Below are 13,786 nucleotides of genomic sequence, written 5' to 3'. Positions count from 1 at the left end.
TTAGGAAACTATGAGTAATCCGAAACAACAACAAGAGCAAATTAATATCGAGTTGGATGAAACTATTGCAGAAGGAATTTATTCTAATCTTGCAATTATCAACCACTCATCATCAGAGTTTGTTTTAGATTTTGTGAGCATTATGCCAGGTATTCCTAAAGCCAAGGTAAAGTCAAGAATTGTCCTGACACCACAACATGCTAAAAGATTATTAAAAGCAATTGGTGAAAATATTCATCGTTTTGAAGTCGCTCATGGCGAGATCAAAGACACTGAACAAGCACCAATTCCGCTTAATTTTGGTCCGGCAGGACAAGCATAAATTTTAAAGCCCCAGTAATGGGGCTTTTTTTTTACTTGAAATCTAAAATTACATGCACTTTAACCGATTTAAATTTACTTTCGTCGACTAAATTTCCATCTTAAACAGTATTATTTTAACTTGCTCTCTCCTAATGAAGAGATTTAATTTTTTGGAATATAATAACTTAGTAAAGGTTGATTAATTCAAATTAAAAAAAAGCGCTAATTATATAATTAGCGCTTTTTTTATATGTTCTTCAAAAAGAAGAATTTAATCAAATTCAGAAGTGAAAAATAATTTAACACTCGGATATTTGCTTTGAGTCATTTGGATTGTAAAATCAGAATCAGCTAAGAATACCAATTGGCCATACTTATCATGAGCTAAGAACTTTTGTTTAATACGCTTGAATTCTTTAAATTCATCATTTTTTGCATCATCTGGTTTTACCCAACAAGCTTTATGAACAGGGAAGTTTTCATAAGTACATTTTGCTCCGTACTCATGTTCTAAACGGTATTGAATTACTTCATATTGAAGTGCTCCAACGGTTCCAATTACTTTACGATTGTTCATTTCTAGTGTAAAAAGTTGTGCAACACCTTCATCCATTAGCTGATCTACACCTTTGTCCAATTGTTTGGCTTTCATTGGATCAGCATTGTTAATGTACCTAAAATGTTCTGGAGAGAAACTTGGAATTCCTTTGAAACTCATTATTTCTCCTTCTGTTAAAGTATCTCCAATTTTAAAGTTTCCTGTATCATGTAAACCCACAATGTCACCAGGATATGAAATATCTACAATCTCCTTTTTCTCAGCAAAGAATGCATTTGGACTAGAAAATTTTAGATTTTTCTTCTGACGAACATGGTAATAAGGTTTATTTCTTTCAAAAGTTCCGGAAACAATTTTGATAAAAGCTAAACGATCTCGGTGTTTTGGATCCATATTAGCATGGATTTTAAATACAAAACCGGTCATTTTTTCTTCTTTTGGATCAACTAAACGAGTTTCGGAATCTTTTGGTCTTGGAGAAGGAGCGATAGTTACAAAACAATCTAACAATTCACGAACTCCAAAATTATTTAAAGCTGAACCAAAAAATACAGGCTGAATTTTTCCGTCTAAATAATCCTGACGTTCAAATTTTGGATAAACTTCATCAATTAATTCTAATTCTTCACGTAATTTATCTGCAGGTTTTTGACCAATTATTTTTTCTAATTCCGGATTTTGAACGTCTGAAAAAGCAATAGTTTCTTCAATATTTTTACGGCTGTCACCGCTAAAAAGATTGATGTTTTGCTCCCATAAATTGTAAATTCCCTGAAAGTCATAACCCATTCCGATTGGGAAACTCAAAGGAGTAACTGTTAAACCTAATTTCTGTTCCACTTCATCCATTAAGTCAAAAGCATCTTTTCCTTCACGGTCTAATTTGTTGATGAAAACAATCATTGGAATGTTTCTCATTCTACAAACCGCAACCAATTTTTCAGTTTGTTCCTCGACTCCTTTTGCAACGTCAATAACAACAATAACACTGTCTACAGCAGTTAAAGTTCTAAATGTATCTTCGGCAAAATCCTTGTGTCCAGGTGTGTCAAGAATATTGATTTTTTTGTCTTTATAATTAAAAGCAAGTACGGATGTTGAAACCGAAATACCTCTTTGGCGTTCGATTTCCATGAAATCACTCGTTGCTCCTTTTTTTATTTTATTATTTTTTACAGCACCAGCTTCCTGAATTGCGCCTCCAAATAACAGTAATTTTTCAGTTAAAGTTGTTTTACCGGCATCGGGATGCGATATAATTCCGAATGTTCTTCTGCGTTGTATTTCTTTTAAAAAGCTCATATTTTGTATAAATAGGTTTGCAAAAGTACTATTAATTACGGCTTAATAAAAATATTCACTTCTATAATTTAGAAGTCATTACTTTATAAACAGAAACTTTAAAGCAAAAAAAAAGACCGTTTTTTTAGAACAGTCTTTTAATTGTTGTTTTTATGAATTATTGATTAATAGACCAAACCGAATATCCTTTTGGAGGACATTGAATTTTTACCCATTTATCTGCTTGTGTAGTTGGATACCATGTTGAATTCCCTGTAAAATCTTTAATTTGAGTATTAGCCCAATTTGTCTGAATCCATCTTTCCTGCCAAACAGTTGAGTTGTTAATGTAAACAACCAATCCGGGATTTCCATTGTAACCATTTCTTCTTGCTACATATTCGTCATTGTCAGAGTATAAAATAGATGTTGTTCCGGTTGCTTTGTTATTATGAATCCAAATTAGATTATTTAGTTTCGTTTTATCCAACCATTCTTCGTAATCTCTATAGAATATTGTTGGGTATCCTTCATGTGTTAAAATATAAGAATACGCCAATAATTTATTTGAAATCTCATCAGTATCATGATTTGCTACAAATGTTACTGCCTTGTACGGATTTCTTTTCCACATCATATCATCGTTTAAAAGAGCAAGATTATTTCCGTCAAAAGCATCATTCATTTTATAATAACAGGCAAAATCAAAAACAGAACTGTTGGCACTATTAGCCCAGTTATTTAATATGTCTACATTAGAATCCCATAATTCACCAACAGAAAATCCACCAACGTTTGCATTCCAATCGTATACAACCCAGGGAGCAAAACCTTTTACATAATCAAATCGCCATCCATCAAATTTCATCGTGTTTTTATAATATTTACCAACTCCATCAGCTCGTTTCCATAACCAATCCTGCACATAAGGATCTGCATGACATAAATCTGGAAAACCTCCAAAAGAACCTTCGTCGTTATTACCGTAGCTATTTTTATAGAAATTAACATAAGTACGTTTGAACTTTCCGGAAGCAATTCCATTAAAATTAGTCCAGGTATTAGTTCCTGTAAATGGGTTAGCTTCTGATTGTCCTCCGCTGTTATGATTAATTACGATATCGGCATATACTTTCATGTTTTCAGTATGTGCTTTTGTAATCAAACTTACCAATTCAGTTTTAGAACCAAATCTCGTTTCTGTAGTTCCGTTTTGATTGTAATCTCCAAAATCAAAGTAATCTGTTGGATCGTATCCCATTGAAAAGGGGCCATTTTGTGCTTTAGAAGCAGGTGGAAGCCAAATAGAACCAATTCCGGCATTTGACCACGCGGTCACTTTACCATTAACGGTATTCCACCAGGTTCCTCCGGCAGGAACGTCCCAATAAAAGGCTTGCATCATAACTCCGCCACCCGGATTATCAACATATTTTCCAGTTAGTGACGATTTAGCTCCTGTGCTAAAAGGCTTTCCGTCATGATGTGTCACATTAATAATTTCAAATTGCTGACTTTCAGCTCTTGAGTCAACTTCATTTGTTTCATTTGGCGAACACGAACAAAAAAATGCCGCGATTGCAGCGATTACATAAATTTTTGCATTGTGGTTTTTCATAATTAAGATTTGGTTAAAGAGGTTAATAAAGTTTTATAATTATTCTTTTTTAAGTGATAAAACGAGATATTCGTAATTTTACCACTAGAAAATTATTAATTACGCATCTAAAGTATGTGTTTTTTTAGTTGATACGTTTTTATAAGAAAATAGTTATACAACGAAAACGTTGTAGTGTTAAAAACTTTTTTTATTTTATTGAAATTTAGTCCTTTGTGATTACTATGTGTTTTCAATCAAGCTATCTCTGAAAATTTTAGAAGTGAGGTCTTCTTCTCATTTTAGCTAATAATCGTTAGGAAATGGGTTCTATTTATGAAATAGAAATGTTACCCATATAATTTTTTGTTAATAGTATGGCTGATAGTTGTATTATGTGATTGAATTGTTATTTTTGTTCGTTATAACTTAAAAAGAACTAGATCTTAATTATTTAGTGATTTTTACTTTAAAAACGAAGTACGAAGGCAAGATCTTTACATTCAAATTAAATTTAAAATAATGTTATTAAAAAAATTACAGCTAAAAACAATTGATTACAAACTAGTGTTGACAATGTGTTTTTTACTTTTTTTCAACTCAATTGTTTCGGCTCAGGAAATTATTCCAGATGTTGTGGCTCAAAAACCAGTTGAAGTTCCTACTGGACAGAAGCTAAAAGTTGACGGTATCATTGCTACTGTTGGAGATTATATTGTTTTAGATTCAGATATTGATAAAGGATTTTTAGAAATTACTGCTCAGGGAGGAAATGTAAAAGATATTACAAGATGTCAAATGCTTGGTAAACTTTTAGAAGATAAACTATATGCACACCAGGCGATTCAGGACAGTATTATAGTAAGTGATGCAGAAGTAAGAAGCATGATGGACGATCGACTGAATTATATGGTGAAACAAGTTGGTGATATCAATAAAGTAGTTGAGTATTATAAAAAAAGTTCTGTAGAAGAATTTAAAACTTATTTTGCAGATATTTTAAAAGAACAAAAATTATCTTCAGAAATGAGAGATAAAATTGTTGATGGTGTACAAATTACGCCCGAAGAAGTTCGTAATTTCTTTAAAAAAATACCTAAAGAAGAGCTACCAACTTTTGGAGCAGAGATGGAAGTGGCGCAGATTGTGGTAGAACCAAAAGTTTCAAAAGAAGATGAACAAAAAGTAATCGATAGATTAAATGCTATTAGAAAAGATGTTCTTGAGGGCTCAAGTTTTGCTACAAAAGCAGTTTTGTATTCACAAGATCCTGGATCTTCGTCTAACGGAGGTTATTATAAAATGACCAGAAAAACCCCTTTTGTAAAAGAATTTAAAGATGTAGCATTTAGTTTGCAGGAAGGCGAAATTTCAGAACCTTTCAAAACAAATTTCGGATATCATATTATTATGATAGATAAAATTAAAGGACAAGAAGTTGAGTTACGTCATATTTTAATCTCACCAACGGTTTCTGAGGATGCTTTAAAAGAAGCAAAAGAAAGAATTACCAACATTAGAAAAAAGATAGAATCTAAAGAGGTAACTTTTGCAGATGCTGCCAGAACAGAGTCTGACGAGAAAGAAACAAGAGCAAATGGAGGAGTCTTAATAAATCCTAATACACAAGACACCCGTTTTGAGTTGACTAAGATGGACCCGACATTATACGGCCAGGTTTCGAATTTAAAAGATACTGAAGTTTCTCAACCACTTTTAAGTACAGATGATAAAGGAAAAAAAACCTATAAATTAATTACTGTCACTAACAGAATTGATGAGCATGTAGCTGATTATGCTAAGGATTATACAAAAATTAAAGATTTAGCATTGAAAGAAAAACAAATTGAAGCGATTGGAAAATGGTTCGATACTAAGATTAAAGATACTTATATTAAAATTATTGGAGAATACAGAGATTGTGCTTTTGCGAACAATTGGTTGAAAAAATAATTTTTATTAAATAAATAAAAAGAGTTAGTTTTATGAATTCATAGAGCTAACTCTTTTTCAATTTAAAAACATACTTAAATGTCTGACGTAGCAGCAATTCATAATTTAGTTCAAAAACGAAACGAATTAAAATCAGAAATAGCAAAAATCATTGTAGGCCAGGATGCAGTTGTAGATCAAATTTTATTGTGTATATTTTCAGGAGGACACGCTCTTTTAATAGGTGTTCCGGGTTTGGCAAAAACTTTAATGATAAATACGTTGTCACAGGCTTTAGGTTTGGACTTTAAAAGAATTCAGTTTACGCCGGATTTGATGCCTTCAGATATTTTAGGAAGTGAGATTCTGGATGAAAACAGACAGTTTAAATTCATCAAAGGACCAATCTTTTCAAATATTATTTTGGCAGATGAGATCAACAGAACTCCACCAAAAACACAAGCAGCATTACTTGAGGCAATGCAAGAGCGTTCGGTAACTATTGCAGGACAGAATTACAAATTAGATTTACCATACTTTGTATTGGCAACTCAAAATCCAATTGAGCAGGAGGGAACTTATCCGTTACCGGAAGCGCAGTTAGATCGTTTCATGTTTGCCATAAAATTAGAGTATCCAACTTTTGAAGAAGAAGTTCAGGTTGTTAAACGTACAACATCGGATGCTAAAACAACCATTAATCCATTATTCACTTCACAGGAAATTATTGATTTTCAACATTTAATCCGTAGAATTCCTGTAGCTGATAATGTTATTGAGTATGCTGTGACTTTGGTAAGCAAAACTCGTCCGGACAATACTTTGTCTAATGCTTTTGTGAAAAATTATTTAGACTGGGGTGCCGGACCAAGGGCTTCTCAAAACTTGATTTTGGCAGCAAAAGCACATGCAGCTTTTAATGGTAAATTTTCACCAGATATTGAAGATGTAAAAGCAGTTGCAACCGGAATTTTACGCCACAGAATTATTAAAAATTATAAAGCAGATGCTGAGGGAATAACAGAAGATATCATTATTCAGAAGTTGCTTTAGAAATAGATAAAAATTATAGAAAGCCTGACAAAATTATTTGTCAGGCTTTCTTGTTTTAAGCTTTACTTGTCTCATTAATTAGGCGTACAGGTTTGTTGTCGAATAGTTTTATTAAAAGGACTTCAATAAGTGAGGTGTATTTTTTACCATTGCATTCGTACCACCAATAAGAGTAATATAGGATTTGATCTTTCTCTATTTTAACCTGCCAAAATTTTTCATTTCCTTTTTTAACTTCTTTTGATTCAATTATTTTATATCCGGCGCCTGTCCAGCAAACTAACGGGTTGTGATTAGAAGTTTTAATATAAATTAGTTTGTCTGGTGTGACAATTTTAAATACTTCTTTATTTACCCAAACTCCCTTTTGATTTTGATATTCCGGATTTAGATTTTCAAGTAAATTGTAATGTTGTTCTTTTTTAATTTCAAAGCTGGTTCCGAATACTATTAAAGTGCCAATTAATGTAAAAAGGACAGGATAAAGATTCTTCGTTATTTTAATTTCTTCTTTTTTCGGTTTAAAGAATCGGATCAAAAAAAGCATTGGTATAATTTGATAGAAAACAAAACAGAGTATTCCAATAGTATGATGTAGTACATTTTCTTCGGTACAATTAAATAAAACCAACGTGATAATTCTAAAATAATTTGAAATAATGTTCAGGACAATTAAGACACAGCAAAAAAGAAGAATTTGTATAATATTAAAATATTTTCGGTGTTTCTTCTCTTCCGATGTCAATAAAAGTGCTCCCGAAAGCAAGCCGGTTTTAAACATTGACAAACCCATACAAGCGGTATCGATAGTGATTTTGGCATTATTAATATAAAAATTAACACCTTCAATTTTATTTATTGGTATAAAGTTCTTCAATGTCAGATAGACATAATAACAAAGAGATTGTTTTATTTCGGTTGTCAGATATTCGAAAAAAGTGCTGAACAACGAAGAAAACAAAAGAATGCATATAAATGCAATGAATGAAAATTTTTGAGTTATGTTGTAATAGATAAGACAAACAAATAAAGCTAATGCTAAAAAATGTACAGATTTGGTATGAAGGCGGTAGCTTACAAATTCTAATATAAAAATCATTGTAAAAAGAGGGAAGTTTAGATTTGAAGTCGTTTTTCTTCCCCCAATAAAAAATAAGGCAATTGAAAATATAATTCCGAATAAATTACTGTCAAGTCCTGTTATTACAATCTTATAATTAATGATTAAAAGACAGAAAACAGTAAAGAGGCCGATTGCTTTTTTATAGGACAATAAGTGATTCATTTAGATAATTTGTTTTTTGTTCTTTCTGTAATAGAAATATAATGTAGAAATTCCGATAATAATTAATAACCATTCATGAGGCTCAGGAACTGAACCATCGTTGTTTATGGAAGCATTTCCTAATGTGTTGACATTTTTATCGATACCATTCTTTTTGTAATCTTCATCAGTTTCCAGAACGATTAATGAAGAAATTGGAGTTACTATATTAGCATCTTTTGCTAATTCAACATATTGATTACTTGCCAAAGTATCATTGTGAATTTTTACCTGTTCTTCCAGAACTTTTCCAAAGGCATACATTCTGTAAATATGATTTGGACCATTGCTTTTTGAAATGCTGTCCTGTGGTTTTTCCTGAATAGATATATTGGCAGGTTCAATATTTACCAGGTTTTTATCGGTTTTAAATTGTATAAATTGATGTTGTTCAATCATTTTTAAGCTATTCTTCAAACTTGTCTGAAAGTAATCGACATATTTTTGCTCTTTGACAGTCTGCCAAAACGGATTAATATCTGCAGAGATATTAATAACCTTGATGTTTCGTTGTTTCGTTTGAGTTTTAATTTTCTTTAGATAATTTGAGTCTTCCAATTCTTCAAAATTGGCTGAAAATGTTCCGGATTTTGTAATGATCAAACTGTTTTGGGCTAATTTATATAGAGGCAATAAAGAATAATGGAAGTCTTCAAAATCTAGCTGAATCGCTTTGAAATTCTCTTTATTAATTGCTGTTTTTTGACCATTTACAAAAACGTAAATGTTTTTTTTATTCCCGTTTACAAATGACTCAATTTGTTTGGTAGTCCAATTGGTATTTAAATCCAAAATAATTTCAGAAGGTGTAAATGGAATAATTGTTTTCTGAATTTCTTTAATTTCATACACTTTGTTTTTCCATGCAAATGAGTTAGAAAGTACTTTATTTAAAGACATATTTGCTTGCCAATCATCCAGTCCTTTTGATTCATTTATATAAAAACCATTTTTGAGTTCAAAGTCTTTACTGGTTTCAATTTTACTATTTCCCACTATTTGAATTCTTGAAATTGTTTCAGCATTTGAAATATTCGGTCCTTTTATAGAAAGACTTTGATATTTCATTTCATTATCTTCAACTTTTAAAGGGGTTGTAAAACCACATTTAAAGGTGCGTGGAGTTTTATAATTAATGGGAAAAACCCTGACAACAACTTTATTTCCCTCTTTCCACTGCATTAAAGAGGGGTCGCGGTATTCTACACCAACAATTTGATTGTATGCAGCCTTGGCTTTTTCTTTCGTAGTCAAAACTCCTTTTCTTTCAATTCCGTTTACCCATAATGATAATGATGTTGCAACAGAACCTTCCGGTAATTGAAACGAATAAATAGCCTCCTTGTTGTTTCTCCAGGATTCCTGATCGCAGGCAATTTTCATTGTAATTTCAGTATAAGCCAAACGTGTTTCCGGATAAATTTTCACATCTTCTTTAATGCTTTTGGTAAATAAATCGTCGCCACTCCATAATTGTTCCTCGGTTTCTAATCGTTTATCGAAATTCGATTTCAGGATGTTTATTTTATCATCGTTGCTCAGACCAGGATCTTTGCAAAATAAATAAGCAATACTAATAAAAGGGTTATGTGTTTTTCTTTCGTTGAATTGTTGATTGCTAAAAGAATTAAAATTGTCAAATGAAAAGAAATCATCCGGACCAACGTAAACAATATCCTTCTTTAATAGTATTTCGTTGAAAAAATTAGGCTTTAGGTTTTGTGAAACAGCTATGTAATTTGGTAAATCATCATTGTGGTTAAAAGATTTGACCATTGCAGTTTTTGCTATTTTATTGCTTTCGATACTTAATCCGATTGTAAAAACTATTAAGCTGATTATTACAGTTGAAAATCCGGCACTGAAAGAAATAAAATAAATTCGATTTCGTGTTAAATAACGAAGAACAGTAAGTGTATGGATAGTGATAACTAAGGCGGGAACCAGCCCATAAAACCCTAATCCCAATGCAATAATTCCGATAAAAGAATATGGCATAACGGGAATGAGGTAAATTGTGAAGTAGAGAATTATGGTAAAGGAAAAACCATTAATGAAAAAGTAGTAGAAAGTATTAGAGTTTCCTTCTGAGTTGCTATATATGAAAAAGTTTGATATGCAAAATGCAAAAGTTACTATATAAACCCAAACAGGCAAATCCTGAAAAATCGGAATTAAAGTATTAAGACTGAAACATCCAATAAACCAATTCAATATTAAAAATGAAGTTAGATGAATATAGGTTTTTTTATCTCTTAAGATTAAAAAAGAAAGAACGGTTCCGTAGACAAACTCAAATACCAAACTTGGTATAGCAATAGATTCATAGTCGTGAAAATGGAATTCTCTACTTACCAGAGAACTGATCAGGAATATAGTACTAAAGAGTGTGACAATTAAGCTAATTAAGACCCCTGGTTTTTGAGCATAATATTCTAAAATTTCTGTTTTGTATTTCATAGTTGTATTTATTTAAAAGTACTTTGAATTACAAAGTTATAAAAGAATTTGAATTAGAAGTTTTTTATTTCTTTTTTTTTAAAACAGTTTTTAAGTGATTTCTAGTTTGAGGAATTTGTATTTGAAAAGAAGGAAAAAACGCAACTATAACGTTATAATTCTCTATTTAGAAAGATTCTTACTTAAAAACGAGGTAAAATCTCACTTCGTTTATAACAACAAATTTCGACTTTGTTAAAGAAAAGATCTTAAAATACCAATAATTCATTTTTTTAATACAAAATTGATAAATTAACAAAAACAAGCGGTCAAAATCGTTTTTTAGCAATAATAATTTTTGAAAAGGCGAGTTCTATTATATTTTTTTTAATTCTCGGCTTTAATAGCTAAATTTGCGAACAAAAAATAAAAATACCAAGAAATACTTCTATTTATGAACATTTATAAGGATTACATTAAAGAGATTGAAGAACGAAAAGTTCAGGGACTTCATCCAAAACCAATTGATGGTGCTGAATTATTAAGTGACATCATTGAACAAATTAAAGATTTGAATAACGAGTACAGAGAAGATTCTCTAAACTTTTTTATTTATAATGTTGTACCTGGTACTACTAGTGCAGCTGGTCTTAAAGCTAAATTTTTAAAAGAAATTATTCTTGGTCAATTTGAGGTAAAAGAAATAACTCCTGCTTTTGCTTTTGAGTTATTATCACACATGAAAGGTGGACCTTCTATTGAAGTATTGTTGGACTTAGCGCTTGGTAATATTTTTGCTATTGCAAAAGAAGCAGCAAACGTTCTTAAGACACAAGTGTACCTTTATGAGGCAGACACTGATCGTTTAAAGGAGGCGTTTAAAAACGATAACGCAATCGCAAGAGAAATTCTTGAAAGTTATGCCAAAGCAGAATTTTTTACTACACTGCCAGAAGTTGTTGAAGAAATTAAAGTAGTTACTTTTATTGCTGGTGAAGGTGATATTTCGACAGATTTATTATCTCCGGGTAATCAGGCTCACTCCCGTTCTGACCGTGAACTTCATGGTAAATGTATGATTACTCCTCAGGCACAAGAAGAAATCCAGGCATTACAAGCAAAACATCCTGACGCAAGCGTTATGTTGATTGCTGAAAAAGGTACAATGGGTGTGGGGTCATCAAGAATGTCAGGAGTAAATAACGTGGCGCTTTGGACAGGTAAAAAAGCAAGTCCATATGTTCCATTTATCAATATTGCCCCAATTGTTGCAGGAACAAATGGTATTTCTCCAATTTTCCTAACAACTGTAGATGTTACAGGTGGTATTGGTTTGGATCTTAAAAACTGGGTAAAAAAATTAGATGCAGATGGTAATGTTATTCGTAATGAAAACAATGAGCCAATTCTGGAAGAAGCATATTCTGTTGCTACCGGAACTGTACTTACAATAAATACAAAAACAAAGAAACTTTATAACGGCGACCAAGAGCTTATTGATATTTCTAAGGCATTCACGCCTCAGAAAATGGAATTTATAAAAGCTGGCGGATCATACGCAATTGTATTTGGTAAAAAGCTTCAGACATTCGCGGCAAAAGTTTTAGACATCGAAGCTCCTCTTGTATTTGCTCCATCAAAAGAGATTTCTATTGAAGGACAAGGTCTTACAGCAGTAGAAAAAATCTTTAACAGAAATGCTGTTGGTATAACTCCGGGTAAAGTATTACACGCGGGTTCTGATGTTCGTGTAGAAGTTAATATCGTAGGCTCACAAGATACGACTGGTCTTATGACTGCTCAGGAATTGGAATCTATGGCTGCTACGGTAATTTCACCAATCGTTGACGGTGCATACCAATCTGGTTGTCATACAGCATCGGTATGGGACAAAAAAGCTCAGGCTAATATTCCAAAATTGATGAAATTTATGAACGATTTTGGTTTAATCACGGCTCGTGACCCGAAAGGCGTTTATCACTCGATGACCGATGTTATTCACAAAGTTCTAAATGATATTACAATAGACGAGTGGGCTATCATTATTGGTGGTGACTCTCACACAAGAATGTCTAAAGGTGTTGCTTTTGGTGCTGACTCAGGAACAGTTGCTCTTGCACTTGCTACTGGTGAAGCTTCAATGCCAATTCCGGAATCAGTTAAGGTGACGTTTGTAGGGGAAATGAGAGATTATATGGACTTCCGTGATGTGGTTCATGCTACACAATCTCAAATGCTTAAGAAGTTTGGTGGTGAGAACGTATTTCAAGGTCGAATTATTGAGGTTCATCTTGGAACTCTTACGGCTGACCAGGCATTTACTTTTACAGACTGGACTGCAGAAATGAAAGCAAAAGCTTCTATTTGTATTTCTGAGGATGATACTTTGATTGAGTCGCTAGAGATTGCAAAAGGCAGAATCCAGATTATGATCGACAAAGGAATGGATAATCATAAACAAGTTCTTCAGGGGTTGATTAATAAAGCAGATAAGAGAATTTCGGAGATTAAATCAGCTGAGAAACCGGCTTTAACTCCAGACTCAAATGCTAAATATTATGCTGAAGTTGTTGTAGATCTTGATCAGATTATTGAACCAATGATTGCTGATCCGGATGTAAATAATGTTGATGTTTCAAAAAGATATACACACGATACAATCAGACCTTTATCTTTTTATGGAGGAGTGAAAAAAGTAGATCTTGGATTTATTGGATCATGTATGGTTCACAAAGGAGATATGAAAATCCTTGCTCAAATGCTTAAAAATATAGAAAATCTGCACGGGAAGGTTGAGTTTAAAGCGCCGCTTGTAGTGGCGCCGCCAACATATAACATTGTGGATGAACTTAAAGCTGAAGGTGACTGGGAAGTTTTACAGAAATACTCAGGTTTCGAATTCGACGATAATGCTCCTAAAGGTGCTGCACGTACTGAATACGAGAAAATGTTGTATTTAGAGCGTCCAGGATGTAATCTTTGTATGGGGAACCAGGAAAAAGCTGCAAAAGGAGATACCGTAATGGCAACTTCTACTCGTCTTTTCCAAGGAAGAGTTGTAGAAGATACCGAAGGTAAAAAAGGAGAGTCATTGCTTTCTTCTACACCGGTTGTAGTTTTGTCTACAATCCTCGGTAGAACTCCTACTTTGGAGGAGTATACAGCTGCAGTAGATGGTATCAATTTGACCAGATTTGCACCTTCTCATAAATTATTGGTTATGTAATCGTAAGATTAGTTAATTATATGCAAAAGCCCGAGTTATTCTCGGGCTTTTTCTTTTCTGGCTGATCAATTA

8 protein-coding genes are annotated in these 13,786 nt (G+C 32.5%); 4 read left to right on the top strand and 4 right to left on the bottom strand.

Annotated elements, in window-relative coordinates; translation table 11 throughout:
• The first annotated feature begins 10 nt into the window (after positions 1-10).
• A complete protein-coding gene (locus tag AC6CH4_RS00200) occupies positions 11-322 on the top strand; it encodes a DUF3467 domain-containing protein (RefSeq protein ID WP_026985797.1) in 312 nt (103 codons plus the stop codon).
• A gap of 252 nt (positions 323-574) precedes the next feature.
• Here the strand turns inward: AC6CH4_RS00200 and AC6CH4_RS00195 are convergent, their stop codons facing one another.
• Together AC6CH4_RS00195 and AC6CH4_RS00190 are read right to left on the bottom strand one after the other, a co-directional pair.
• Positions 575-2,164, bottom strand: a complete 1,590-nt coding sequence (locus AC6CH4_RS00195) for a peptide chain release factor 3 (protein WP_056190737.1) — start codon at positions 2,162-2,164, stop codon at positions 575-577.
• A gap of 157 nt (positions 2,165-2,321) precedes the next feature.
• Entirely contained in the window at positions 2,322-3,761 is a 1,440-nt protein-coding gene (locus AC6CH4_RS00190; RefSeq protein ID WP_498099123.1) for an alpha-amylase, read from the bottom strand.
• A 501-nt stretch (positions 3,762-4,262) separates the two neighbouring features.
• Between AC6CH4_RS00190 and AC6CH4_RS00185 the strand changes: the two genes are divergently transcribed.
• Together AC6CH4_RS00185 and AC6CH4_RS00180 are read left to right on the top strand one after the other, a co-directional pair.
• Positions 4,263-5,693 (top strand): peptidylprolyl isomerase, encoded by a 1,431-nt coding sequence (locus AC6CH4_RS00185; protein WP_498099121.1) that lies wholly within the window; start codon positions 4,263-4,265, stop codon positions 5,691-5,693.
• Between the two features lie 78 nt (positions 5,694-5,771).
• Positions 5,772-6,725 carry an AAA family ATPase gene (locus AC6CH4_RS00180; RefSeq protein ID WP_498099119.1) on the top strand — a complete coding sequence of 318 codons (954 nt, stop codon included), beginning with the start codon at positions 5,772-5,774 and terminating at the stop codon, positions 6,723-6,725.
• Between the two features lie 55 nt (positions 6,726-6,780).
• On the opposite strand, the gene xrtN is transcribed toward AC6CH4_RS00180, so the two are convergent.
• Both xrtN and AC6CH4_RS00170 read right to left on the bottom strand, forming a co-directional pair.
• Positions 6,781-8,010, bottom strand: a complete 1,230-nt coding sequence (gene xrtN / locus AC6CH4_RS00175) for an exosortase N (RefSeq protein ID WP_498099117.1) — start codon at positions 8,008-8,010, stop codon at positions 6,781-6,783.
• Entirely contained in the window at positions 8,011-10,509 is a 2,499-nt protein-coding gene (locus tag AC6CH4_RS00170; protein WP_498099115.1) for an XrtN-dependent VIT domain-containing protein, read from the bottom strand.
• Between the two features lie 433 nt (positions 10,510-10,942).
• On the opposite strand from AC6CH4_RS00170, the gene AC6CH4_RS00165 reads away from it, so the two are divergent.
• Positions 10,943-13,714, top strand: coding sequence for a bifunctional aconitate hydratase 2/2-methylisocitrate dehydratase (locus AC6CH4_RS00165; RefSeq protein WP_498099113.1), 2,772 nt, complete (start codon positions 10,943-10,945; stop codon positions 13,712-13,714).
• The last annotated feature ends 72 nt before the right edge of the window (positions 13,715-13,786 follow it).

This window comes from Flavobacterium sp. GQ95 (genome assembly GCF_059758655.1).
This window is presented reverse-complemented; position numbering and strand designations above follow the sequence as displayed.